Below are 23,181 nucleotides of genomic sequence, written 5' to 3'. Positions count from 1 at the left end.
GGGGTCACTCCAGGCCCACCTCCGTGCCCCGGCCCGGCTCGCGGACGGCCGCCACCACCCGCTCGTAGCGCCGAGCCGTGTCGGCCAGGACCTGGGCGGCCACCGGCAGCCGCTCCGCCTGGTACCCGTCGAGCGCTTCCTCCCCGGCTGACCCGGAGAGGACGGCGGCCAGCGTCCGCCCGAGGGCGGCGGCGTCCTGGATGCCGGTGTTCATGCCGAGCCCGCCGGCTATGGGGTGGACGTGCGCCGCGTCCCCGGCGAGGAAGGCCCGGCCCTCGCGTATCCGGGTGGCCATGCGGACGTTGACCCGCCAGGAGGAGAGCCAGGTGGGCTCGGTGAGCCGGATCCCCGGCACCCGGGCGTGCCGGTCGAAGAGTCGCTGGAAGCTCTCCAGCGAGGGCGGCAGCGCCTCGCCCCGCTCGTCCGTCTCGGGACCGGCCTGCAACTGGAAGGTGTCCGTCCCCGGCATCGGGCAGAGCAGGATCCCGCCTCCGTCCGAGGTGAACCACTGGTGCCAGAACTCGCGGCTGAGCCCCGCCGCCCTGACATCCCCGAGAACCATCGCCGGTTCCCTCTCGCCGCTCCCCTCGAAGTGGATCGCGAGGAGCCCGCGGGTGGTGCTGTGTCCGCCGTCGCACCCCGCCAGATAGCCGGCCCGGATCGCGGTGCCGTCCTCCAGCTGTGCGCGGACGCCGTCCGCGTCCTGGGTGATTCCGGCGAGCCGGGACCCGTACTCGACCCGCACGCCCAGCTCGGCCAGCCGGTCGCGCAGGGTCTGCTCCACCTGCCACTGCCCGATGAGCAGACCCCGCTCCACGGTGGTGTCCTTGACGGGCTCCCCGTCGAAGTACTTGCGCAGCACCACGCCTTCGCGTCCCTTGCCCCGCAAGGAGCCGGCCACGCCGAGCTCCTCGAAGAAGGCGAGGCTGTCCGGCTGGAGTCCCTTGCCCCGGGACTCGCGGTGCGGTCCCGGGCGGCCCTCGATGATCCGCACCGCGATGCCGCGGCGGGCCAGGTCGCAGGCGAGCGTGAGGCCGGTCGGGCCGGAGCCCACGATCAGTACATCCACTGCCAGTACATCAACCGCGTTCGTCATGAGACGTCCCCTCGTCGTCGGTATCTCAAGGAAAGCGGCTCTCGAGAGAAAATGCAACCCAGTTACAAAACTAACCGGGTCACTCATTCGTGTTAGGCTGGACGCATGGAGAACACGAGGGGTCTGCGCGAGAACAAGAAGCTCCGCACGCGCCGACAGCTGGCGGCCACGGCGCTGGAACTCTTCCTGGAACGGGGCTTCGACGCCGTCTCGGTGGCGGACATCGCGGCCGCCGCCGAGGTCTCCAAGCCCACGCTGTTCCGCTACTTCCCGAGCAAGGAGGACCTGGTCCTCGACCGCTTCGCCGACCATCAGGACGAGGCGGCGCGCGTCGTGCGCGACCGGGCCGCGGGGCAGACCCCGGTGGCGGCCGTGCGCGCGCACTTCCTGGCGGCGCTGGCCGAGCGGGACCCGATCACGGGGCTCTGCGACCACCCGAACGTGCTCGCCTTCGAGGGGCTGCTCTACAGCACCGCCAGCCTGGAGTCCCGGCTGGCCCACTACACCGACCGCGAGGTGGAGTTGCTCGCCGCCGTACTGGAAGCCGAAGCGGCCGACCCGCTCACGGCCCGTCTGGCGGCCGGATACCTGGTGGCGGCCCGGCAGGAACTCGGCCGCGAGAACTGGCGCCGCATCGACGCCGGCCAGAGCGCCGACGAGGCCCACCCCGCCGCCGTGGCCGACGCGGAGCGCGCCTTCGCCCTCCTGTCCGGCGGCCTCGACCGGGCGCTGCCCGCGCGCAAGGCGCCGTGACGGCATGGCGAGAGCGAACGGGAACAGGACCGGGGAGTCGGTCGAGTGGACGCACGAGGAGGTCCACGCCGGTGAGTACGGTCGCCGCACGCCGTGCCTGCCCGAGCCGTGGATGTGCGATGTCTTCCAACTCGACGGCAGCCTGAGGGACATCCGGGTCCTCGACACGACCCGTGTCGAGTGGACCGCGGTCCTCGAACGTCTGCGTGCCGTAGCCGACGAGACCGAGGTGGATCACCCATACCCCCACCTGGATCCCGCGCGTCCCGCGATTGCTGACCTCTTCCGCCTCTGGGTGGACGAGGGGGACGGCGAGGAGGAGAGGGAGGGCTTCTCCTTCCGGGCCCGGTTCGGAGCCGTGTGGTTCTTCGCGCAGCCCTGGGGTGAGGAACAGATCGAGTTCTCCGTCTGGCCCGATGACGTCATCGACGGAGCAGGTGTGGCCGCTGTGCTGCGGTTCCTGGTCGAGGTCGGGACGGCCGGCAAGCGCCCGGTCCTGCTGACCGGCGAGGTCGTCAGCTACGACCCGGGGCTGCCGACGCTGATCTCCCACGATCCGGTCACCGGCCTCACTTCGCACATCTGAACATCCCGCATCCGAACCTCCCCCATCTGAAGAGGTCAGCCCAGCAGCATGCGTTTCAGCTCCCGGGCCGCGCGCGGGGGTGCCACGTCCGTGCGGTGGGCCAGGGCGATCGTGCGGCGCAGGGGGGAGCCCGCCAGGGGGGTGGAGCGGAGCCCGGAGCCCGCGTGGCCGACCACCATCGCCGGGACCACCGCGATGCCGAGCCCCGCGCGGACGAAGCCCAGTACGGCGTCCATCTCGCCCCCCTCCACGGTGAACGCGGGCTCGAAGCCCTCCGCGCGGCAGGCCGCCACGGTCAGGTCCCGCAGGTCGTAGCCGTGCCGGAACATCACCATCGGCTCGTCGCGCAGTGCGGACACCGTGAGCGGACCGCCGCCCCCCGGAGGGGGGAGGGCCGCCGAGGAGACCACCACCAGGTCCTCCGTCAGCAGCTCCATCGTGGTCAGCGCCGGCGCCGACGGGGGCAGCGGCAGGGCGATCAGCGCGAGGTCCAGGGAGCCGCGCGCGAGCTCCCGTACGAGGTCCAGCGAACCGCTCTCCTCGATCAGCAGCTCGATCCCCGGATGTGCGGTGTGGAAGGCGCGGAGCACGCCCGGCAGCAGGCCGGTGCACAGGCTCGGGGTGGCGCCCAGGCGGATCCGGCCGCGCCGGAGCTGCGCCAGCTCCTGCACCTCCAGCCGGGCCGTGTCCGCGTCCGCGAGGATCCGCCGGGCCAGCGGCAGCAGGGTCTCGCCGGCGTCCGTGAGCGTGATGTTCCCGCGCGCCCGGCTGAAGAGTTCGGCGCCCAGCTCCCGTTCGAGCGCTTTGATCTGCTGCGACAGCGAGGGCTGGGCCACGTGCTCGCGTTCGGCCGCGCGCGTGAAGTGCCGGGTCTCGGCGACGGCGACGAAGTAGACCAACTGCTGGAACTGCATGCCCCCAGGCTAGCGCCTGCATAGGCTGATCCTATTGACTTGAGCTCTGCCATGTCTTGGACCTTTCGGGACCTTGGTCCTTACGGTCAATGTCATGGCTCTGGCAACGCGGACGGATCGACGGCCGTCCACCACGCGCACGCTCTGGGACTCCTCCGTCGGCAAGAAGTCCGTGATGGCCGTCTCCGGCCTGATCATGCTCGGCTACCTGGTCGTGCACATGCTCGGCAACCTCAAGATCTTCTTCGGGGCGGACGAGTTCAACGGCTACGCCCATTGGCTGCGCACCCTCGGCTCGCCCTTCCTGCACCACGAGTGGGCCCTGTGGATCTTCCGCGTGGCTCTGGTCGCCGCCGTCGTCGCGCACGGGGTCTGCGCGTACCAGCTCAGCCGGCGCGACATCAAGGCGCGCCCGGTGAAGTACGTCCACAAGCGCCGCCGTGCGAGCTACGCCACCCGCACCATGCGCTGGGGCGGCATCATCCTCGCCCTCTTCATCGTCTGGCACCTGCTCGACCTCACCACCCTCACCGTGAACGAGCGGGCCTGGGCCGGGCACCCGTACGAGAACGTCCTGGCCACCTTCTCCACCTGGTACGGCAACACCATCTACCTCGTGGCGATGGCCGCCCTCGCACTGCACGTCCGCCACGGCTTCTGGAGCGCCGCCCAGACCCTCGGCGCGGGCAACGCCCGGCGGGACAGGACGCTGAAGTTCCTGGCCGACGCCCTGGCCCTGGTCCTCTTCGCGGGCTTCGTGTCCGTGCCCGTCGCCGTCATGACCGGAGTGGTGAGCTGACATGAGCAACGATTACGCCGACTACACCACCGGGGCCCCGATCGCCGACGCGAAGGCCCCCGAAGGCCCGATCGCCGAGCGCTGGGACCGCCGCCGATTCGAGGCGAAGCTGGTCAACCCGGCCAACCGGCGCGGGCACACGGTCATCGTCGTCGGCACCGGCCTGGCCGGCGGCGCGGCCGGGGCCACCCTCGCCGAACAGGGCTACCACGTCGTCCAGTTCTGCTTCTCCGACTCCCCGCGCCGGGCCCACTCCATCGCGGCCCAGGGCGGCATCAACGCGGCCAAGAACTACCGCAACGACGGCGACTCGGTACACCGCCTCTTCTACGACACCGTCAAGGGCGGCGACTTCCGCGCCCGCGAGTCCAACGTCCACCGCCTCGCCCAGATCTCCGTCGAGATCATCGACCAGTGCGTGGCCCAGGGCGTTCCCTTCGCCCGCGAGTACGGCGGCCTCCTCGACACCCGTTCCTTCGGCGGCGTCCAGGTCTCCCGCACCTTCTACGCCCGCGGCCAGACCGGGCAGCAGCTCCTGCTCGGCGCCTACCAGGCGCTCTCGCGGCAGATCGCCGCCGGCAACGTCGAGATGCACGCCCGCACCGAGATGCTCGACCTGATCACCGTCGACGGCGTGGCCCGCGGCATCGTCGCCCGGGACCTGGTCACCGGAAAGATCGACACGTACTACGCGGACGCCGTCGTCCTCGCGAGCGGCGGGTACGGCAACGTCTTCTACCTCTCCACCAACGCCATGAACTCCAACGCGACCGCCGTCTGGCGGGCCCACCGGCGCGGCGCGTACTTCGCGAACCCCTGCTTCACCCAGATCCACCCCACCTGCATCCCGCGCACCGGCGACCACCAGTCCAAGCTCACGCTGATGAGCGAGTCCCTGCGCAACGACGGCCGCATCTGGGTCCCCAAGGCCAAGGGCGACGCCCGCCCGGCCGCCGAGATCCCCGAGGCGGAGCGCGACTACTACCTGGAGCGGATCTACCCCTCCTTCGGCAACCTCGTGCCCCGCGACATCGCCTCCCGCGCGGCCAAGAACGTCTGCGACGAGGGGCGGGGCGTGGGCCCCGGCGGCCAGGGCGTCTACCTCGACTTCGCCGACGCCATCCGCCGCATGGGCAAGGAGAAGGTCGCCGAGAAGTACGGCAACCTCTTCGACATGTACGAGCGGATCACCGCGGAGGACCCGTACGAGGTCCCCATGCGGATCTATCCCGCCGTGCACTACACGATGGGCGGGCTGTGGGTCGACTACGACCTCCAGACCACCGTCCCCGGCCTGTTCGCGATCGGCGAGGCCAACTTCTCCGACCACGGCGCCAACCGCCTAGGCGCCTCCGCCCTCATGCAGGGCCTGGGCGACGGCTACTTCGTGCTGCCCTCCACCATCAACGACTACCTGGCCCGCAACCCGCACCCGGACACCATCGACGACACGCACCCCGAGGCCGCGGCCGCCGTCCGCGAGACCCGCGACTGCCTCGCCAAGCTGCTCGCCGTCGACGGGGACCGCACGCCCGACTCCTTCCACCGGGAGATCGGCGAACTGATGTGGGAGTACTGCGGGATGGCCCGGACCGAGGAGGGCCTGCGCAAGGCGCTCGCCCGGATCCCGGAGATCCGCGAGGAGTTCTGGAAGCGGATCAAGGTGCCCGGCAGCGGCGAGGAGTTCAACCAGTCGCTGGAGAAGGCCAACCGCGTCGTCGACTACCTGGAGCTCGCCGAGCTGATGTGCCTCGACGCCCTCCACCGCGCCGAATCCTGCGGCGGCCACTTCCGCGAGGAGTCCCAGACCCCGGACGGCGAAGCCGCCCGCCGGGACGAGGAGTTCGGGTACGCCGCCGCCTGGCAGTACACCGGAACCGGCGCCGCGCCCGTCCTGCACAAGGAAGACCTCGTCTTCGAGTACGTCCACCCCACCCAGCGGAGCTACGCATGAAGCTCACCCTGCGCGTCTGGCGCCAGAAGAACGCCGACGCCCCCGGCGCGATGGCCTCGTACGAGGTCGACGGCATCTCGGAGGGCATGTCCTTCCTCGAAATGCTCGACACCCTCAACGAGGACCTCATCCTGAGCGGAGAGGACCCCGTCGCCTTCGACCACGACTGCCGCGAGGGCATCTGCGGCGCGTGCAGCCTCGTCATCAACGGCGACGCCCACGGGCCGGAGCGCACCACGACCTGCCAGCTCCACATGCGCTCCTTCGACGACGGCGACACCATCGACGTCGAACCCTGGCGGGCCTCGGCCTTTCCCGTGGTCAAGGACCTGGTCGTCGACCGGGGGGCCCTCGACCGGGTCATCCAGGCCGGCGGCTACATCACCGCCCCGACCGGCTCCGCGCCGGAGGCGCACGCCACGGCCGTCCCCAAGCCGGACGCCGACCACGCCTTCGAGCACGCCGAGTGCATCGGCTGCGGGGCGTGCGTGGCGGCCTGCCCCAACGGCTCGGCGATGCTCTTCACCTCCGCCAAGGTCAACCATCTGAACGTGCTCCCGCAGGGCTCGCCGGAGCGCGAGACCCGGGTGCTGGACATGGTGGCCACCATGGACGCCGAGGGCTTCGGAGGATGCACCCTGACCGGCGAGTGCGCCACCGCCTGCCCCAAGGGGATCCCGTTGCCCTCGATCGCCGCCATGAACAAGGAGTGGCTGCGGGCCGTCCGCCGAGGTCCCCGCTGACCTGGGCCGCGCAGGACGGGGCGTCCGCCGATCGGATGATCGGAGCGGCTCCCGTCGCGCCGTGACCGGACGCCCTCGCGGGCATGGGTGACAGTGGGCGCATGCCTCAAGCCCCTGCCGGATCCGGCCCGCGCCGCCGTACCCTGCTGGCCGCCGCGCTCGCCCCGCTGGCGGCGGCCGGCTGCGCCGGGGAGGAACGGCCCCCCACACCGCGCCCCGGCCCCGAGGCCGCCAAGGACGCGCTGGTCATGATCATCCGGCACGCGGAGAAGCCGTACGCCGGAGACACCGGCGAGGACGACGAGGGCAACGAGACCCCCGGCTCCCTCGCGGTCCGGGGCCTGCGCCGCGCCCAGGAGCTGCCCGCCCTCTTCCCGCCGACCAGGGGCGCCGCCCTGCCCCGCCCCGGCGCCGTCTTCGCGGCCGGGGGCAAGAGAGGGGCGCCCGCGCGGTGCCGCCAGACCGTCGAGCCGCTCGCCACCGCGCTGGGTACGCCGGTCCGCGCGGAGTTCCCGGTCGGAGCCGAGCCCGCCCTGGCCGAGGCGGTCCTGGCGGCGCGGACGCCGGTCCTGATCTGCTGGGAACACCAGGGGATGCCCCGCCTGATCCGGGGCCTGGGAGCGCAGGACGTACTGGGGCTCCCGGCGACCTGGCCCGACCGCTACGACCTGGTGTGGATGCTCGGCCGGAGCCAGGGCGTCTGGAGCTTCCGCGAGCTTCCGCAGCACCTGCTCCACGGGGACGCGTAGCGGCCTCGTACACCGGGAGCTCGGCGCGCTACGGGCGTACGCTGAGAAGTGGACTCGGGGCAGTCGTGCGCCGGAGGGTGGACGATCATGTCAGGAATCGTGCGGCGGGGTTTCGATTCTGCCGATGAGACACGTCCGTTCGAGGACGGCATGGGCAGGCTCGACCTGCTCAACACCGACCAGGGACCCGTAGGCCGAGCCGTGTTCGAGCCCGGATGGCAGTGGTCGAAGCACGTCAAGCCCATTGCCGGAACCGACAGTTGCGAGGCGCCCCACGTGGGCTACATCGTCAGCGGCCGGATGAAGATCGTCATGGACGACGGGGAGAGCACCGAGACGCAGCCAGGGGACTTCATCCAGATCGCCCCCGGCCACGACGCGTGGGTGCTCGGTGACGAGCCGTGCGTCGTTCTCGACTGGCAGGGATACGGGGACTACGCCAAGCGCGCCTGAAGCCGCCGGCCACGTGATCGTGCGCCGGGCAGGCCGGGTCCCGTGGTCCCCTGCGCGCTACGGCTGTCCGGCGAGGGCCCGTGCCAGGTAGGGCGCCGTACGGCTGCCCGTGGCGCCGGCCACCTCGGCGGGCGTGCCCGCGGCCACCACCCGGCCGCCGTCCGCACCGCCGCCGGGGCCCAGGTCGATGACCCAGTCGGCGCCCGCCACGACCGTCATGTCGTGCTCCACGACCACCACCGAATGTCCCGCGTCCACCAGGCCGTGCAACTGCCGCAGCAGCACCGTGACATCGGCCGGATGGAGACCGGTCGTCGGCTCGTCCAGCAGGTACAGGGTGTGGTCGCGGCGCACGCGCTGGAGTTCCGTCGCCAGCTTGATGCGCTGAGCCTCGCCGCCCGAGAGTTCCGTGGCGGGCTGCCCGAGCCGCAGGTACCCCAGGCCGATGTCCGACAGCGCGCCGAGGCTGCGGGCCGCCGCCGGGACCCCGGCGAAGAAGGAGGCCGCCGACTCCACGGTCAGGGCGAGCACCTCGGCGATGTTCAGGCCCGAGTAACGGACCTCCAGGGTCTCGGAGTTGTACCGGGCCCCGGCGCACTGGGGGCACGGGGCGTACGTACTGGGCAGGAACAGCAGCTCCACCGAGACGAAGCCCTCGCCCTGGCAGGACTCGCAGCGCCCGCCCGGGACGTTGAAGGAGAAGCGGCCCGCCTTCCAGCCCCGTGCCTTGGATTCCGGCGCCGCCGTGAAGAGCCGGCGGACCACGTCGAACAGCCCCGTGTACGTGGCCAGGTTGGAGCGCGGCGTCCGGCCGATCGGCTTCTGGTCCACCTCCACCAGCCGGCGTACCGGGAACTCCGGCTCCGCCAGCCGCTCGTGGACCTCCCCCGCGAGCACCTGGCCCACGAGCGTGGACTTCCCGGACCCCGACACCCCGGTCACCGCCGTGAACACCCCGAGCGGGAACTCCGCCGCCACGTCCCGAAGGTTGTGCCGCTCGACTCCGCTGAGCCGGACCGACCCGGTGGCCTGCCGCGGCGCCCCCGAGGGCCGTTCGTCCGGCCGCCGGGCTCCGAACAGGTACCGGGCCGTCGCCGATTCCGCCACCGCGGCCAGAGCGTCCGGCGGCCCGCTGTGCAGCACCCGTCCGCCGTGCTCCCCGGCCAGCGGGCCGACGTCCACCAGCCAGTCCGCGTGCCGCACGACGGCCAGATCGTGCTCCACCACGAACAGCGTGTTCCCGGCCGCCTTGAGCCGGTCCAGGACGCCGAGCAGCGCCTCCGTGTCGGCCGGGTGCAGCCCCGCCGACGGCTCGTCCAGTACGTACACCACGCCGAACAGCCCCGAACGCAACTGCGTCGCCAGTCGCAGTCGTTGCAGCTCTCCCGCCGACAGGGTCGGGGCGCCGCGGTCCAGGCTCAGGTAGCCCAGCCCCAGCTCGGTGACCGGGCCGATCCGGGAGCGCAGGTCCTCCGTGAGTACCCGGGAGGCCTCGCCGCCGCCGCGAGCGGCGGCCAGTACCCCGTCCAGATCCGTCAGCGCCAGCGCCGCCAGCTCCGCGATGGTGCGGCCCGCGAAGGTCACGGCCAGGGCCTCCGGGCGCAGTCGCCTGCCCTCGCACACCGGGCACGGCGCATGGTTGAGGAACCGCTCGGCCCGGGCCCGCAAGGTGGCGCTCTTGCTGTCGGAGAAGGTCCGCATCACGTACCGGTGGGCGCTCATGTACGTGCCCTGGTACGGCCGTTGGATCCGGTCGGCCTCCCGCACCGGGTGCACCGTCACCACCGGCTGTTCCTCGGTGAACAGGATCCATTCGCGGTCCGCCGCCGGGAGCTCCCGCCAGGGCGCGTCCACGTCGTGGCCGAGGGCCTCCAGGATGTCGCGCAGGTTCTTGCCCTGCCAGGCGCCCGGCCAGGCGGCGATGGCCCCCTGACGGATCGACAGGCCCGCGTCGGGAACCAGCAGTTCCTCGCTGGTGCCGTGTACCCGGCCCAGGCCGTGACAGGAGGGGCAGGCCCCGGCGGCGGTGTTGGGGGAGAACGCGTCGGAGTCCAGGCGCTCGGCGCCCGGCGGGTAGGAGCCCGCCCGCGAGTACAGCATCCGCAGGGAGTTGGACAGCATGGTCACCGTGCCGACCGAGGACCGGGACCCGGGGGAGGAGCGCCGCTGCTCCAGCGAGACGGCCGGCGGGAGCCCGGTGACGGAATCGACCTTCGGCGCGCCGATCTGGTGGATCAGCCGCCGGGCGTACGGGGCCACGGACTCGAAGTACCGGCGCTGGGCCTCGGCGAAGAGCGTGCCGAAGGCCAGCGAGCTCTTCCCGGAGCCGGAGACCCCGGTGAACACCGTCAGCGCGTCCCGTGGAACGTCCACGTCGACCCCGCGCAGATTGTGCTCCCGGGCACCGCGGACGCGGACGTAGGGATCGTGGGCGTGCGGGGCGGGGGCGACGGGCTGGTGCATTCGTCCTAGTTTAGTGTCCGGCGCCCGAGGAGCGGCCGACGAGGTCCGGGTGACTGTCCGCGCGGGCGTCCGCACGGCCGTCCGGGTGCTCCGTGAGGCCCGCGAGCCGGGCGAGCCGTCCGAAGGAGTCCAGCAGCGCCGTCCGGTCGTACGTGGACGTGGTGACCAGCAGCTCGTCCGCCCCGGTCAGCTCCGCGACCTCGGACAGCTCCGCCGCGACCTGCTCCTCCGTGCCGTGGATGTGCCCGGCGAGGGCGCCCTCGTACAGCTCCCGCTCCTTGGCGCTCATGGGGAGGGCCTCGATCTCCTCGGCCGGGCGCAGCGGCGGGAAGCTCCCCCGGGTGCGGGAGTGCGCGACCGCCCAGGCCTCGGGCACCAGGAGCCGCCGGGCGGCCTCCGCGGTGGCGGCGACCGCGACCGTCCCGGAGGCCACGACGTACGGCCGCGCACCCCAGGGGGAGGGCCGGAACTCCTCGCGGTACGCCGCGATGATCTCCGTGATCCGGGTCCGGCTCCGCAGGTCCCCGACGACCAGGGGCAGTCCGGCGCGGGCGGCGATCCCCGCCCCCTCACCGGTGGCCAGTACGAACGCCGGGATCCGCGTCCCCTCCGCCGGGCGGGCGTGCACCTCGGGATGCGCCCGCTGGGAGCCGTCGAACCAGCCCAGCAGCTCCGCGAGCTGCTCCTCGAACCGGTCGGCGTCGGCGGTGTCCCGCCCGAGCGCGCGGCGGATCCCGCCGGTGAAGCCGACCGAGCGGCCGAGCCCCATGTCGATCCGGCCGGGGAACAGCGACTCCAGGACCCCGAACTGCTCCGCGACGACCAGCGGCTGGTGATTGGGCAGCATCACGCCGCCGGTGCCGACCCGGATCCGGTCGGTCGCCCCCGCCACGGCCGCGGCGAGCACCGTGGGCGCGGATCCGGCGACCCCGGGCACGCTGTGGTGCTCCGAGACCCAGAATCTGCGGTAGCCGAGCCGCTCGGCGGTGCGCGCGAGCTCCACGGTGTCGCGCAGGGCCTGGGCCGCGGGGTGTCCCGTGCGGGTGCGGGACCGGTCGAGTATCGAGAGGGAGCGGATCACACAGGGATCAACGCACGGAGGGCGTGAGGATTCCCCGGGCCTCAGGATTCGCCGGGCGTCGGTGTCGGCGTCGGGGTCGGGGTTGGCGTCGGGGTGGGGGCGGCGGTGGTCCGGCCGCGTAGCCAGCGGGCCGCGGCTTCGAGTGTGCGGTCCTGGCCGCTGCCGAGGTCGCGGGTGTCGTCCGGGACCTCTTCGTCGGGCGGGAGGGGGCCGTTGTGGACCAGGCCCGTGCGATCGGCCTCCCGGGCCTGCGTGAGGAGGATGAGCGCGCCGTCGGGGAGGGCGTGGGAGTCGTTGCCCGTGGGGACGCCGCGGGTGGCCTGGCCGAAGCTGCGGGTGCCGGGGCGGCCGCGGAAGGCGATGGTCACGGCCTCGGCCGCGCTCGCGGTCCGGCTGCTCGTGAGCACCGCCACGGGGGGAGCGGCACGGGACAGCGGGGTGGCGGGGCCCCAGGTGGCGAGGTACTGGCGCGGCGTACCGTTCTCGATCGTCCACGGAGTCCGCTTGCCGTCGGCCTCCACGAACGCTCCGACGTCCCCGTCGCCCAGGACGGCCCCCACCGCGGCCAGCGGACCCCACATGTCCCCGCCCGTGTTGCCGCGCAGGTCCACGATCCACCCTCCGGCCCCTTGTCCGTCGGCCTCCGCGACGGCCTTGCGGGCCTGCCGCACGTAGGCCGCCGCGGCACGGTCGGAGGACACCGCCGGCAGGGACAGGTAGCCGATGGAACCGGCGAGCACCCTGGCCTCCGGTACCGGGGTGGCACCGGGTGCGGGTCTCAGCGCCCGCGCGGCTTCCTGGGGGGTCATGAACTGGCTGTGCCGGTCGCCGAGTGCCCTCAGGGCCTGCCTGACGGCGCCGTAGGTGTCGGCGGGGACCTGCGCGCTTCCCGCGCGGGCGAAGGCCTCGCGGCGTACCGTCGGCCAGTCGGTGTCCGCCGCGAGGAGCGACTTGGCCTCCATGACCTCCAGCGCGGTGGTGAGGTATCCACGTGCTCCCGCCGACATGGCCGCGCCCTCCGCCCGGTCTCGGCCGGCGCAGCCCGTCGCGGCGAGGAGGGCCGCCGCGGCCGCGCCGATCAGCCGGCGGCGGGTCACGGGATTCGGGGTTCGTGTCATGCGGATCAGCCGTTCTCTCGACCGGGCGGGCCGACGAGGAACGCCCAGGTCAGGCCCAAGATACCGAAGACCCCGGCGAGCTCACCGGCCCGCCTTGGCTCCGCGGTCGACCGACGGCGCCAACGTCGCCACGAGCCGCTGGATCAGCTCGGGATCCAGAGCGGGATTCGCCGCGGCCGCGTGGGCCAGTTCCTCGTCGTCGAGGAGTTCCGTCAGCCGGGCCCGCGGAAGATTCGGGTGGCGTGCCAGCGCGGCGCGCACGGCGGGGTCCGGGTCCCGGGTGAGGCGCTCTACGGTCGCCGGCGCGGTGTGGGGGTCGCGGGCGGCCAGGGCGCGGACCTCGGGGTCCTCGTGGTCGGCGAAGGCCGCCAGGCCGGCCGTGGGGAAGTTCGGCCGGGTGGTGAGGTGCGCGCGCTCGTGGCCGGTGTATTCGAGGAAGCTGCGCAGCAGGAGCGGGGCCGGGGCGTCGGGATGGTACTGGGCCAGCAGGACGCGTACGCCGAGATCCTCGTCGGCGGCCAGGCGCTCCAGCAGGTCGGGCGGCAGCGTGCGGTCCTCGGCCGCTCTCCGGCGGATCAGCGGGTGACCGGAGTCCGCGTCCCGGCGCACGTGCGCCGGGTCTCGGGGCACGAGGGGTCCGGGCCAGGCTTGGAAGGAGTAGTCCAGGGGGACCTCGTAGTCGATCGCGGCCCGTTCCCGCTCGCTCAGCTCGGGGTGCACGGACACGGCGAGGCGCACCGCCGGATCGGGGTCCACGGCGAGTGCGCGGCGTTCGGCGGGTCCGAGGTCGGCGCGGTACGCGATCCACTCGCGTACGGCGGGGTCCGGATCGCCTGCCAGGAGGACCACCACGTCGGCGGGCAGGCTGGGGTTGCGGGCGATGGCCTCCCGTTCCTGCCCGGCGTCCGGGGCCGTCAGGATGGTGTCCACGACGGTCCTGCTCAGGGCGTGGTACATCAGCATCTCCCACCGTGCGTGGCCCCAGTCGGGCAGTTCGCGCTCCACCCAGGCAGGATCTCGGGACTGCGCGTATCGCCGTGCGCTGTCCCGCGCGCTCTCCCGGACGTCCTCGTCGGGATCCGCCAGCAGCGCGGCCTGGATCTCGGCGGGCAGTCGGTCCCACTTGCCGATCCCCCAGCGGCGGACCTTCGCGACCGGATGCGTGGGCATGGACAGCCGCAGCGCGGTGGAGATCTGCCGGTAGATGGTGCCCATCAGGCTGTCGTTGTCATACGTGTCGATCATGCGGACCACGACCTCGTCGGGCAGCGGCCTGCACACACGACCGAAAGGCAGCTTGGGACCATCGGCGAGGTGGGCGCGGACGAACCACTCCGGATCGTCGACCAGTCGTGCCCGTTGGGCCGGATCGACGTGGGGGTTGCGGGCGAAGAAGCTACGGGTACGGGTGTCAGGGTGCCGGAGCACGGCCTCGACGACGGCGTCGGGCAGGATCCGGTCCCGGCACAGCACCATCCGTACGGCCGGCGGACCGTCGGCGAGCAGGCGCAGCAGGACGTCCTGCGGAGAGGACGGATTGAGGGCCACCCCGGCGAGCCGACGCGCGGGCAGGTCGGCGGCCTCCCAGATGTGCTCCGGCGTAGGCATGTGTCGTGACCCCCGTGTGTCAGCAGGCCCCCCCGGGACCACCAGGCCATGACCCTACCGGCCGCCCGGCCGGAGCCCGGCCGGACCTGGGCATCGCCACCGGGAACCCCGGGGCGTCCGGAAGCGGTCGGTGCTTAGGCTGGCGGAGTGACCGAGACTCAGAACCGAAGGCCCCTGGCCGTCTTCGACATCGACAACACCCTGGCCGACACCGCCGACCGCCAGCACTTCCTGGAGCGCCGGCCGCGCGACTGGAGCGGGTTCTTCGGTGCCGCCCCGGCCGATCCGCCCCTGGCCCGGGGGATCGCGCTCGCGGTGGAGAGCGCGGCCGACTGCGAGGTCACGTACCTCACCGGCCGCCCGGAGCGGTGCCGCGCGGACACGGAGGACTGGCTCGCCCGGAACGGGCTGCCCGAGGGGCGGGTGTGGATGCGCGGGAACCAGGACCGGCGGCCCGCCCGGACGACCAAGCTGGAGGTCCTGCGGCGGATCGCGCGGGGCCGCGAGGTGCGGATGCTGGTGGACGACGACGAGCTGGTGTGCCAGGCGGTGCGCGCGGCGGGCTTCCGGGTGGTGCTGGCGAACTGGGCGGCGGACGCGCCGGAGCTCAAGGACGCGCAGGAGGGCGAGGGGCGCACCTGACGGGCCCGGGGCCCCATCGGGCGTGCTGTGCCGTGCGGGCGCTCCCCGGGCAGCCGGGGCTCGGGGAGCAGCGCCTCAGGGCAGCCGGCTCGCAGCGGGCCCGGGTCTCAGGCCTCGCCCTCGCCGTCGAGACGGAAACCGACCTTGATCCCCACCTGGTAGTGCGCGATCTCGCCGTTCTCGATGTGCCCCCTGATCTGAACGACTTCGAGCCAGTCGAGATGGTGGAGCGTCTCGCCCGCGCGGGCGATGCCGTTGCGGATGGCCTGATCGATGCCCTCGTGGGACGTGCCCACGATCTCGGTCACCCGGTACGTGTGATTGGACATGGGGGTCTCCCGACACTGGGTGGCTGTTGCCTTGTTCTACGGTGCCCCAGTAAGTCCCGGTCCGCGAACTTTGCGTGAACAATCCATAGCGATACCCCCTTGACCCACCCATTGGTCTATGCCAATTTCAAGCCATCTGAGATCAATCCCCCAGAAGGTGACCCCTCGTGAAGATGCGCTTGCTTGCCGTGTCCACCGCTCTCGCGGCCGCGACCGCCCTCACCGGCTGCGGTCTCACCGGGTCGGGCGGAGGTGCGCAGAAGGTGACGCTCTGGTTGATGAAGGGCAGCGCCTCCGAAGACTTCATCAGCCAGTTCACCACCACCTTCGAGAAGGAACACCCCAATGTGGACCTGGAGGTGAAGATCCAGGAGTGGAAGGGCATCGGCGACAAGGTCAATGCCGTCCTGGCCGGCACGAGCGAGGAGAGCGCCGACGTCATCGAGGTCGGCAACACCCAGGTCGCCCAGTACGTGGAGAGCGGCGGAGTCTCCGAACTCACCCTGGAAGCCCTGCGCGAATGGGACGGCAAGGACTGGCTGAAGGGTCTCTCCGAACCCGGAAAGGTCAACGGCGCCCAGTTCGGCGTCCCGTGGTACGCCGCCAACCGCGTGGTGATCTACGACAAGGACCTCTTCGCGAGCGCCGGGGTCAAGTTGCCGATCAAAACCCGCCAGGAATGGATCCAGGCCACGACCAAGCTCGACAAGGGCAGCCAGCAGGGCATCTACCTCGCCGGACAGAACTGGTACGTCCTCGCCGGGTTCGTCTGGGACGAGGGCGGCGAGCTCGCCGTCGAGAGCGGCGGCCAGTGGATCGGCACGCTCGAGGACGAGAAGGCCCTGGCCGGAATGGAGTTCTACAAGAAGCTCCAGGCCCTCGGTGACGGCCCCAAGGACGCCGACGAGGAGACGCCCCCGCAGTCCGACGTCTTCGCCCGCGGCGGGATCGCCCAGATCATCGCCCCGCCCGGCCAGGCCGCCGCCATCGAGGCCGCGAACCCGGCCCTCAAGGGCAAGCTCGGCTTCTTCCCGATACCCGGCAAGACCGCCGACAAGGTCGGCTCGGTCTTCACCGGCGGCTCGGACCTGATCATCCCCGAGAAGACGAAGCAGCGTAGACATGCCGTAGACGTGATCACGGCCCTGGTCAGCGAGAAGTGGCAGACCGAGCTGGCGAGCACGATGAGCTACGTACCGAACAAGAGCACCCTCGCGCACGTGGTCGCGGGCAACGAGGGCGCCACCGCGATGGCCCCCGGCGCCGCCCAGGGCCGCGCCACCCCGCAGTCCCCCCACTGGGCCGAGGTGGAGGCCAAGAACCCGATCAAGCCGTTCATGACGGCCGTCCTCACCGGTGGGGACCCCGCGAGGGCGGCGAAGGCGGCCTCCGACACCATCAGCAAGGTTCTGAGCTCCGACCGCTGACCGGCCGCCCGCCAAGTTCAGCGTCCGCACATCCAAGGGCCGCGAAGCGGCCATGTCGAATCCAGCCGGTCACGGAAGAAGTAAAGAAGCCAGGCCACACACCTGCCGGCCTGGCTTCCCGTGCCGGACCAGGAGCCGTCATGACCATCGCCCCGCTGTCCCCGTCGGTCGTCGCCCCCACCTCCACCGTGCCCCCCGTCTCCACCGTGCCCCGCACCTCCACCGTGCCCCCCGCCTCCCTCTTCACCCCCGCCGCGCCCGCCCCGCGGGCGGAGGACGCCCCCGCACCCCGCTACGCCGTCCGCCTCGCCCGCGACGAGGCCGAGGTGCGCGCCGCCCAGCGGCTGCGCCACCTGGTCTTCGCCGGAGAGCTCGGCGCCCGACTCGACGGCCCCGAGCCGGGCCTGGACTCCGACGCCTTCGACGCCTACTGCGACCACCTCCTGGTCGTGGACGAGGAGACCGAGCAGGTCGTCGGCACCTACCGGCTGCTGCCCCCCGAACGGGCGGCCGTCGCCGGACGCCTCTACTCCGAGGGCGAGTTCGACCTCTCCTCCCTCGATCCCATCCGCCCCGACCTGGTCGAGGTGGGCCGCTCCTGCGTCCACCCCGACCACCGCAACGGCGCCGTCATCGCCCTCATCTGGGCGGGCCTCGCCCGGTACATGGACCGCTCCGGACACAACTGGCTCGCCGGCTGCTGCTCCATACCGCTCTCCGACGGCGGGGTGCTGGCCGCCGCCGCCCGGGAGAACGTCCTCACCCGCAGCCTCGCGCCCGTCGAGTACCGGGTCACCCCGCACCTCCCGTGGAACCCCGAAGGCATCGACTTCCCCGGCCGGATGGAACTGCCCCCGCTGCTGCGCGGCTACCTGCGCCTGGGCGCCTGGGTCTGCGGCGAGCCCGCCCTGGACGCCGAGTTCGGCTGCGCCGACCTGTACGTCCTGCTCTCCCTGCGGCGCACCAACCCCCGCTACCTCAAGCACTTCCTCTCGCTCGCCCCGGCCGCATGAGCGCCTGGCTCCCGACCTCGCCCTGCACCCCCGTGGACTGCGCAGGCCACGAGGGGAGCACGGCGAGCGTGCCGCGCGCCGTACTGCGGCTCGCCGCCGCCATCGCCCTGGTGCTGCTCGGCATCCTGGGCGCCCCGCCGCTGCGGCTGCTCCCGGAGCGCCCCCGGCACCTCCTCGTACGGGCCTGGGCCGCCGCCCTGCTGGGCGCCCTCGGGCTGCGGATCACCGTGCACGGGGTCCCCGGCCCCGGGGGTGGCCGGCTGATCGTCGCCAACCACATCTCCTGGCTGGACATCCCGCTCGTCGCCGCGGTCCTGCCGTCCCGGATGCTGGCCAAGAGCGACATCCGCGGCTGGCCGGTCCTCGGACCGCTGTCCCGGCAGGCCGGCACCGTCTACATCGAACGCGACCGGATCCGCAGCCTGCCCGCCACCGTCGGCGTCCTCGCCCGGGCCCTGGCCGCCGGCGACCGCGTCACCGTCTACCCCGAGGGCTCCACCTGGTGCGGGCGCGCCCAAGGGCCCTTCCGCCGCGCCGCGTTCCAGGCCGCGCTGGACGCGCGGGTGCCCGTACAACCCGTACGGATCAGCTACCTGCTCGATGACGGGGGGCCCGCCGGGGCGCCCGCGTTCGTCGGGGACGATCCGCTGACCGCCTCGCTGTGGCGGATCGCGCGGGCCCGCGGGGTGCGCGCCGAGGTGCGGCTGCTGCCGCGGATCCCGCCGGGGCGGTACGCGCACCGGCGGGACCTCGCGGCCGCGGCTCAGGCGGCCGTGCTCGCCGAACCGGTACCCGCGTCGCCCGCGTCACCCGTGTCACGGCCGGCGGGGCCGCTGCTGGCCGGCGTGCCCTCCCAGCCGTCGGTGCCGATCCCGTCGGCCACCGACAGCGACAGGGCGAAACGGCCTCCCGCGTCCGTCCACCAGTGGGTCAACTCCAGTCCGGCGGCAGCGAGTTCCCTGCGGACTCCCTCCTGACGGAACTTCGCCGAGATCTCCGTCAGGATTTCCTCACCCTCCTCGAAGGGCACTTCCAGATCCAGCGCCCGGACCTTCACCACCAACGGCCGCCGCGCCCGCAGCCGCATCTCGATCCACTCGTGCTCCCGGTTCCACACCGCCACGTGAGCGAAGTCGGCGGTGTGGAAGTCCGCGCCCAACTCCCGGTTCACCACGGACAGTACGTTGGCGTTGAACTCCGCCGTCACGCCCTGCGCGTCGTCGTACGCCGACACCAGGACGGCCGGGTCCTTCACCAGGTCCGTCCCCATCAGCAGCGCGTCCCCGGGCGACAGCATCGCCCGTACGTCCGCCAGGAACACGGCCCGCTCCGGCGGCAGCAGGTTCCCGATCGTGCCGCCCAGGAACACCACCAGCCGGGGCCCCGGGGAGTCCGGCAGCCGCAGCGCGCGGGTGAAGTCGGCCAGCAACGCGTGCACGCGCAGCCCCGGATGCTCGTCCAGCAGGGTCTTCGCCGCCCCGGCGAGCGCGCTCTCGCTCACGTCGACCGGTACGTACGTGTCCAGCGCGGGCAGCGCCTCGATCAGGTGTTGGGTCTTCTCCGAGGAACCGGAACCCAGCTCCACCAGGGTGCGGGCCCCGCTCACCGAGGCGATCTCCCGGGCCCGTTCGAGCAGGATCTCCCGCTCGGCGCGCGTCGGGTAGTACTCGGGCAACCGGGTGATCTCCTCGAAGAGTTCACTGCCCCGGGCGTCGTAGAACCACTTGGGCGGCAGCGACTTGGGGGACCGGGTCAGACCGTCGTGCACATCCGCGCGCAGTGCCGTCTCGGCGGCGTGCTCGTCGAGGGTGCGGGTCAGCTCGAAGTCGTTCACTGGCCGTCGTCTCCTTGGTGCGATGCGTGCGGTGCGTGCGGTGCGTGGGTTCCGTCCGATGTGTGCGGCGCGTCCGATGCGTGCGGTCCGTGCGGTGCGCCGGCGGAGGCCTCCTTCAGGGAGGCGAGGCCGATCCGGGTGCGGGTGGCGGTCAGCAGGGTCCGGTCGGGCACCTCGCACCAGCGCGGGTCGTCGTCGTAGGGTTCCGAGGCGACCACCGTCCGCTGCGCCGACGGGTCGGCCAGGTACCACAGGGAATCCCCCCAGGCCGTCGCGGCTATGGTCCGGCCGTCGGTCAGCAGCAGGTTCATCCGGGATCCGGGTGCGGCCTCGGCCAGCTCCCGTACCGTCCCGGCCAGCGCCGCACCGAGGTCCGGGTCCGCCCGCAGCCGGTGCAGGACCAGGGCCCAGATCAGCGCCGAGTCCGTACGCGCGGCCAGCGACAGCAGCTCCTGGGGCGCCAGCCCGGCCGCGACCGGTGCCACGGCGTCCGGCCAGTCCCGCAGGGAGCCGTTGTGGCTGAACAGCCACTGCCCCTCCGCGAACGGGGCCGCCGCCGCCTCCCCGTCGGCCCCGGGCCGGGTGGAATCCCGTACGGCGGCCAGTACGGCCCCGCTGCGGACCACCCGGGCGAGGTCGCTGAAGGTCAGGTCGCCCCAGATCGGCCCGGCCCGGCGGTAGCGGGCCGGCACCGGGTCCCCCTCCGCGTACCAGCCGACGCCGAAGCCGTCGGCGTTGACCGTGCCGGAACGCTGGTGGCGCGGCTCCCACGACTGCCGCACCAGTGAATGCTCGGGCTCGCTCAGCACCCGTCCGAGGCTCACGGGCGCCCCGAGATAAGCGAGGTGACGGCACATCAGGCCTGCCCGGCGGAGCCTGCGGGGGCGGCGCCGCGCGCGGTGCGGAACCCGGAGAAGATCTGCCGGCGCACCGGCAGGTCCCAGTTGCGGAAGGTGCCCCGGCAGGCCACCGCGTCCACGGCGAAGGAGCCGCCGCGCAGCACCTTGTGCTCCGGGCCGAAGAACACCTCGGAGTACTCGCGGTAGGGGAACGCCCGGAAACCGGGGTAGGGCAGGAAGTCCGAAGCCGTCCACTCCCACACGTCGCCGATGAGCTGGCGCACCCCGAGCGGGGAGGCCCCCGCCGGATAGGCGCCCGCCGGGGCGGGCCGCAGGTGGCGCTGGCCGAGATTGGCGTGCGCGGGCGTGGGGTCCGCGTCGCCCCACGGATAGCGGGTGGAGCGCCCGGCCCGCGGATCGTGGCGGGCGGCCTTCTCCCACTCCGCCTCGGTGGGCAGCCGCCGCCCCGCCCAGCGGGCGTACGCGTCGGCCTCGTACCAGCTCACGTGCAGCACCGGCTCGTCCCCGGGCACCGGCTCGGTGACCCCGAAACGGCGGCGCAGCCAGGTACCGCCCTCACGGTGCCAGAACAGCGGTGCCTCGATCCCGTGCCGCCGGATCTCCGCCCAGCCGGCCGGCTCCCACCACCGCTCCTCGTGGTATCCGCCGTCCGCCATGAACTCCTGGTACGCGGCATTGGTCACCGGAACGGTGTCGATCCAGAACGCCTCGACCTCGCGCTGGTGCGCGGGCCGCTCATTGTCGAGGGACCAGGGCTCCGCCGAGGTGCCCATCGTGAACGGGCCCGCCGGTACGAGCACTTCGGCCGCCGCCGGCGCAGGTCCCTGTGGGGGCTCCGGGTCGGGCGCCGTCAGCACCGGCGCGCCCTGCCGCAGCTGATGGGTGATCAGCATCGTTTCGTCGTGCTGCTGTTCGTGCTGGGCGATCATTCCGAAGACGTAGCCGCCGTCCAGCAGGGCCGTGCCCTCCAGGGGGGTGCGCTCCAGCAGGTCGAAGACCCGGCCGCGGACCTCGGCGGCGTACCGGCGGGCCTCGCCGGGGCTCAGCAGCGGCAACTTCGGGCGCTCCGCGCGGGGATGCTCGAACGCGTCGTAGAGCGGGTCTATCTCGGGGTGCATGGACTCGCGGCCCGCCACGTTGCGCAGCAGCCAGAGCTCCTCCATGTTCCCGATGTGCGCGAGGTCCCAGACCAGCGGCGACATCAAGGGGGAGTGCTGCGCGGTCAGTTCCGACTCGGTGACGGCGTCGGTGAGTCCGGCCGTGCGGACGCGCGCAGCGGTCAGGGCGGCGGCGGCCCGCTCGCGCAGGAGCTCCGGTTCGGCGGTCATGAGCGTGCCTCCTCGCCCGTCGGCTGCGGTCGGGTTCGCGGGTGCGGACGCGCGGGCTGCTGCGCCTGCTGCGCCTGCTGCGGATGTGGGCGCGGGCGGCTCTGCCGGTGCTGCGGTTCGGTCCGGTCGTCGGCCGGGCAGCGGCCGCGGGACACGTACCGCTCGGTGAACTCGCCGACCGTGTCCAGGACATGCCCGTCGGCTCCCATCCGGGGCAGCGCCGCGACGGCGGCCCGGAAGCAGGCGCGGGCCGCGGACCGCAGCTCCGGATCGGACAGCGCGTCACGGGCGGCGGAGCGCCACAGCGGATTGCGCGGCGCGGGCCCGGCGCCGTAGGAATCGGCCAGCCCCTTCGCCACCCGGTACGCGGTCTCCGCGGCCTCCGGGTCGTCGAACAGCGCGTGCACGACCGCCACCGGAACCAGCCAGCCGTCCTCGCCGGGCTGCGCGTCGATCATCCGCAGCTCCAGATGACCCCGGGGCCGTACGGGCGGGAAGAGGGTGGTCAGGTGGTAGTCCAGATCGGCGGCGGTCGGCGGCCGGTGGCCACCGTCGGAGCGCAGCCAGTCGCGGAAGGTCAGCCCGCGCGGGACCGCCCAGGGCACGCCCTCCTCGTGCGTCCGCACGCACATCACCTCGGTGTCCAGCGCCTGCCGGGTCCACGCGCCGCGCGGCTCCGCCTCCAGCGGCGGGGCGAGGGAGCGACGGGCGTCGATGTCGCTCCAGTTGCCCTGGCGGGCACACCGCCATCCGGCGTACGGGCCTTCGCGCCCGGGGGAGTTGGCGAAGGCGGCGACCAGCACCGCACCGAGCAGGTGGGAGAGGCGCCAGCGCCTGCCGTGGCCCAGCGGGCCGGGCTCCTCGTGACCGGCGTCCACGTTGACCTGCACGGAGGCCGAGGCGCGCATCATGGCGCGCCCGGCCGGGCCGGTGCGGTCGAAGTAGGTCTCCATGGCCTCGTACCGCGGGCTGGTCAGCATCCGCCGCAGCGGGCGGCGCGGGTCCTGGCCCAGTCCGCGCAGCACCAGTCCCCGGTCGCGCAGGGCGCCCCGTACGGCGGTCAGATCGGCCTGGAGGCCGTCGACGCAGCCGGTCAGGGAGGTGGCGGGGGGCGAGCTGAGCTCCAGCTGGCCCCCGGGCTCGACGGTGACCTCGGAACCGAGCGGGAGGGCTCGGGCCGCTTCGTGCGCGTCGGCGAGGCGTTCGTGGGAAACGGGCCGGCCGGGGTCTTCGGCGTCGAACACCAGCCATTCGAGCTCCGCGCCCAGCAGGCGGGGCGGGCCGGTCTTGAAACAGATGCCGTGGATCAGCTCCTCGGCGGTGGCTTCGGTCAGTCGGGTGAGCGAGTCCTGGGGCATGACGGGGCCCTCGTCTCCTGTCGTCGGCTCTGACATCACCCGTGCCTACCCGTCTCTTGGGGCACAAATCCAT

Annotated in this window: 21 protein-coding genes and 1 pseudogene; 11 read left to right on the top strand and 11 right to left on the bottom strand. The window is 72.8% G+C overall.

What is annotated here, in order from left to right:
- Positions 1 to 4: 4 nt before the first annotated feature.
- Positions 5 to 1,096 (bottom strand): FAD-dependent monooxygenase, encoded by a 1,092-nt coding sequence (locus OG730_RS05250; RefSeq protein ID WP_327303069.1) that lies wholly within the window; start codon positions 1,094 to 1,096, stop codon positions 5 to 7.
- A gap of 105 nt (positions 1,097 to 1,201) precedes the next feature.
- Here OG730_RS05250 and OG730_RS05245 point away from each other — a divergent pair, with 105 nt between their 5' ends.
- Positions 1,202 to 1,849, top strand: coding sequence for a TetR family transcriptional regulator (locus OG730_RS05245; RefSeq protein ID WP_327303068.1), 648 nt, complete (start codon positions 1,202 to 1,204; stop codon positions 1,847 to 1,849).
- 4 nt (positions 1,850 to 1,853) lie between these two features.
- Positions 1,854 to 2,435, top strand: a complete 582-nt coding sequence (locus OG730_RS05240; protein WP_327303067.1) for a hypothetical protein — start codon at positions 1,854 to 1,856, stop codon at positions 2,433 to 2,435.
- Positions 2,436 to 2,470: 35 nt separating this feature from the next.
- Here OG730_RS05240 and OG730_RS05235 read toward each other — a convergent pair whose 3' ends face one another.
- Positions 2,471 to 3,349, bottom strand: a complete 879-nt coding sequence (locus OG730_RS05235; RefSeq protein ID WP_327303066.1) for a LysR family transcriptional regulator — start codon at positions 3,347 to 3,349, stop codon at positions 2,471 to 2,473.
- A 94-nt stretch (positions 3,350 to 3,443) separates the two neighbouring features.
- On the opposite strand from OG730_RS05235, the gene OG730_RS05230 reads away from it, so the two are divergent.
- The 5 genes from OG730_RS05230 to OG730_RS05210 all read left to right on the top strand — a co-directional run bounded on the left by OG730_RS05230 (position 3,444) and on the right by OG730_RS05210 (position 8,047).
- The gene (locus tag OG730_RS05230; RefSeq protein ID WP_327303065.1) at positions 3,444 to 4,148 is read left to right on the top strand and encodes a succinate dehydrogenase; all 705 of its coding nucleotides are present in this window, start codon (positions 3,444 to 3,446) and stop codon (positions 4,146 to 4,148) included.
- 1 nt (position 4,149) lies between these two features.
- A complete protein-coding gene (locus OG730_RS05225; protein WP_327303064.1) occupies positions 4,150 to 6,102 on the top strand; it encodes a fumarate reductase/succinate dehydrogenase flavoprotein subunit in 1,953 nt (650 codons plus the stop codon).
- Complete coding sequence (locus tag OG730_RS05220) at positions 6,099 to 6,845, top strand: succinate dehydrogenase/fumarate reductase iron-sulfur subunit (RefSeq protein WP_327303063.1); 747 nt, start codon at positions 6,099 to 6,101, stop codon at positions 6,843 to 6,845. Before OG730_RS05225 ends, OG730_RS05220 begins: the two co-directional genes overlap by 4 nt.
- A 101-nt stretch (positions 6,846 to 6,946) precedes the next feature.
- The gene (locus OG730_RS05215; RefSeq protein WP_327303062.1) at positions 6,947 to 7,594 is read left to right on the top strand and encodes a hypothetical protein; all 648 of its coding nucleotides are present in this window, start codon (positions 6,947 to 6,949) and stop codon (positions 7,592 to 7,594) included.
- Positions 7,595 to 7,681: 87 nt separating this feature from the next.
- Entirely contained in the window at positions 7,682 to 8,047 is a 366-nt protein-coding gene (locus OG730_RS05210; protein ID WP_327303061.1) for a cupin domain-containing protein, read from the top strand.
- A gap of 57 nt (positions 8,048 to 8,104) precedes the next feature.
- Here OG730_RS05210 and OG730_RS05205 read toward each other — a convergent pair whose 3' ends face one another.
- The 4 genes from OG730_RS05205 to OG730_RS05190 form a co-directional block, all read right to left on the bottom strand.
- Positions 8,105 to 10,510, bottom strand: coding sequence for an excinuclease ABC subunit UvrA (locus tag OG730_RS05205; RefSeq protein WP_327303060.1), 2,406 nt, complete (start codon positions 10,508 to 10,510; stop codon positions 8,105 to 8,107).
- Positions 10,511 to 10,520: 10 nt separating this feature from the next.
- On the bottom strand, positions 10,521 to 11,591 hold the full coding sequence (locus tag OG730_RS05200) for an LLM class flavin-dependent oxidoreductase (protein ID WP_327303059.1): 1,071 nt from the start codon (positions 11,589 to 11,591) through the stop codon (positions 10,521 to 10,523).
- A 41-nt stretch (positions 11,592 to 11,632) separates the two neighbouring features.
- The gene (locus OG730_RS05195; RefSeq protein ID WP_442815173.1) at positions 11,633 to 12,715 is read right to left on the bottom strand and encodes a S41 family peptidase; all 1,083 of its coding nucleotides are present in this window, start codon (positions 12,713 to 12,715) and stop codon (positions 11,633 to 11,635) included.
- Positions 12,716 to 12,790: 75 nt separating this feature from the next.
- Positions 12,791 to 14,317, bottom strand: a complete 1,527-nt coding sequence (locus tag OG730_RS05190; protein ID WP_327303057.1) for a hypothetical protein — start codon at positions 14,315 to 14,317, stop codon at positions 12,791 to 12,793.
- A 147-nt stretch (positions 14,318 to 14,464) separates the two neighbouring features.
- Here OG730_RS05190 and OG730_RS05185 point away from each other — a divergent pair, with 147 nt between their 5' ends.
- Entirely contained in the window at positions 14,465 to 14,959 is a 495-nt protein-coding gene (locus OG730_RS05185) for a phosphatase domain-containing protein (protein ID WP_327303056.1), read from the top strand.
- Between the two features lie 107 nt (positions 14,960 to 15,066).
- On the opposite strand, the gene OG730_RS05180 is transcribed toward OG730_RS05185, so the two are convergent.
- Entirely contained in the window at positions 15,067 to 15,288 is a 222-nt protein-coding gene (locus tag OG730_RS05180; RefSeq protein ID WP_327303055.1) for a dodecin, read from the bottom strand.
- A gap of 167 nt (positions 15,289 to 15,455) precedes the next feature.
- Between OG730_RS05180 and OG730_RS05175 the strand changes: the two genes are divergently transcribed.
- From OG730_RS05175 to OG730_RS05165, 3 genes and pseudogenes are all read left to right on the top strand, one after another.
- Positions 15,456 to 16,715, top strand: coding sequence for an extracellular solute-binding protein (locus OG730_RS05175; RefSeq protein WP_327303054.1), 1,260 nt, complete (start codon positions 15,456 to 15,458; stop codon positions 16,713 to 16,715).
- Between the two features lie 140 nt (positions 16,716 to 16,855).
- The gene (locus tag OG730_RS05170) at positions 16,856 to 17,728 is read left to right on the top strand and encodes a GNAT family N-acetyltransferase (protein WP_327303053.1); all 873 of its coding nucleotides are present in this window, start codon (positions 16,856 to 16,858) and stop codon (positions 17,726 to 17,728) included.
- A pseudogene (locus OG730_RS05165) lies at positions 17,725 to 18,258 on the top strand (lysophospholipid acyltransferase family protein); the annotation flags it as partial. The gene OG730_RS05170 and the pseudogene OG730_RS05165, both read left to right, overlap by 4 nt.
- 233 nt (positions 18,259 to 18,491) lie before the next feature.
- On the opposite strand, the gene egtD reads toward OG730_RS05165, so the two are convergent.
- From egtD to egtA, 4 genes are read right to left on the bottom strand one after another with little or no spacing between them, the layout of a single operon-like run.
- A complete protein-coding gene (egtD, locus tag OG730_RS05160; protein WP_327303052.1) occupies positions 18,492 to 19,562 on the bottom strand; it encodes an L-histidine N(alpha)-methyltransferase in 1,071 nt (356 codons plus the stop codon).
- Positions 19,559 to 20,419, bottom strand: a complete 861-nt coding sequence (gene egtC / locus OG730_RS05155; RefSeq protein WP_327303051.1) for an ergothioneine biosynthesis protein EgtC — start codon at positions 20,417 to 20,419, stop codon at positions 19,559 to 19,561. Before egtC ends, egtD begins: the two co-directional genes overlap by 4 nt.
- Positions 20,419 to 21,750, bottom strand: a complete 1,332-nt coding sequence (egtB, locus tag OG730_RS05150) for an ergothioneine biosynthesis protein EgtB (RefSeq protein ID WP_327303050.1) — start codon at positions 21,748 to 21,750, stop codon at positions 20,419 to 20,421. Before egtB ends, egtC begins: the two co-directional genes overlap by 1 nt.
- The gene (egtA, locus tag OG730_RS05145; protein WP_442814828.1) at positions 21,747 to 23,144 is read right to left on the bottom strand and encodes an ergothioneine biosynthesis glutamate--cysteine ligase EgtA; all 1,398 of its coding nucleotides are present in this window, start codon (positions 23,142 to 23,144) and stop codon (positions 21,747 to 21,749) included. Before egtA ends, egtB begins: the two co-directional genes overlap by 4 nt.
- Between the last annotated feature and the right edge of the window lie 37 nt (positions 23,145 to 23,181).

The sequence above is a fragment of the Streptomyces sp. NBC_01298 genome (assembly GCF_035978755.1).
In the GTDB taxonomy this organism is placed as follows: domain Bacteria; phylum Actinomycetota; class Actinomycetes; order Streptomycetales; family Streptomycetaceae; genus Streptomyces.
Note: the sequence above shows the minus strand (reverse complement) of the source record. Positions and strands in the feature narration are given on the sequence as shown.

What these genes read in the sequence shown, in the direction of transcription:
- OG730_RS05250 (WP_327303069.1), bottom strand. Translation starts at nt 1,096, where the DNA reads ATGACGAACGCGGTTGATGTACTGGCAGTGGATGTACTGATCGTGGGC.
- OG730_RS05245 (WP_327303068.1), top strand. Translation starts at nt 1,202, where the DNA reads ATGGAGAACACGAGGGGTCTGCGCGAGAACAAGAAGCTCCGCACGCGC.
- OG730_RS05240 (WP_327303067.1), top strand. Translation starts at nt 1,854, where the DNA reads ATGGCGAGAGCGAACGGGAACAGGACCGGGGAGTCGGTCGAGTGGACG.
- OG730_RS05235 (WP_327303066.1), bottom strand. Translation starts at nt 3,349, where the DNA reads ATGCAGTTCCAGCAGTTGGTCTACTTCGTCGCCGTCGCCGAGACCCGG.
- OG730_RS05230 (WP_327303065.1), top strand. Translation starts at nt 3,444, where the DNA reads ATGGCTCTGGCAACGCGGACGGATCGACGGCCGTCCACCACGCGCACG.
- OG730_RS05225 (WP_327303064.1), top strand. Translation starts at nt 4,150, where the DNA reads ATGAGCAACGATTACGCCGACTACACCACCGGGGCCCCGATCGCCGAC.
- OG730_RS05220 (WP_327303063.1), top strand. Translation starts at nt 6,099, where the DNA reads ATGAAGCTCACCCTGCGCGTCTGGCGCCAGAAGAACGCCGACGCCCCC.
- OG730_RS05215 (WP_327303062.1), top strand. Translation starts at nt 6,947, where the DNA reads ATGCCTCAAGCCCCTGCCGGATCCGGCCCGCGCCGCCGTACCCTGCTG.
- OG730_RS05210 (WP_327303061.1), top strand. Translation starts at nt 7,682, where the DNA reads ATGTCAGGAATCGTGCGGCGGGGTTTCGATTCTGCCGATGAGACACGT.
- OG730_RS05205 (WP_327303060.1), bottom strand. Translation starts at nt 10,510, where the DNA reads ATGCACCAGCCCGTCGCCCCCGCCCCGCACGCCCACGATCCCTACGTC.
- OG730_RS05190 (WP_327303057.1), bottom strand. Translation starts at nt 14,317, where the DNA reads ATGCCTACGCCGGAGCACATCTGGGAGGCCGCCGACCTGCCCGCGCGT.
- OG730_RS05180 (WP_327303055.1), bottom strand. Translation starts at nt 15,288, where the DNA reads ATGTCCAATCACACGTACCGGGTGACCGAGATCGTGGGCACGTCCCAC.
- OG730_RS05170 (WP_327303053.1), top strand. Translation starts at nt 16,856, where the DNA reads ATGACCATCGCCCCGCTGTCCCCGTCGGTCGTCGCCCCCACCTCCACC.
- egtC (WP_327303051.1), bottom strand. Translation starts at nt 20,419, where the DNA reads ATGTGCCGTCACCTCGCTTATCTCGGGGCGCCCGTGAGCCTCGGACGG.
- egtB (WP_327303050.1), bottom strand. Translation starts at nt 21,750, where the DNA reads ATGACCGCCGAACCGGAGCTCCTGCGCGAGCGGGCCGCCGCCGCCCTG.
- egtA (WP_442814828.1), bottom strand. Translation starts at nt 23,144, where the DNA reads ATGTCAGAGCCGACGACAGGAGACGAGGGCCCCGTCATGCCCCAGGAC.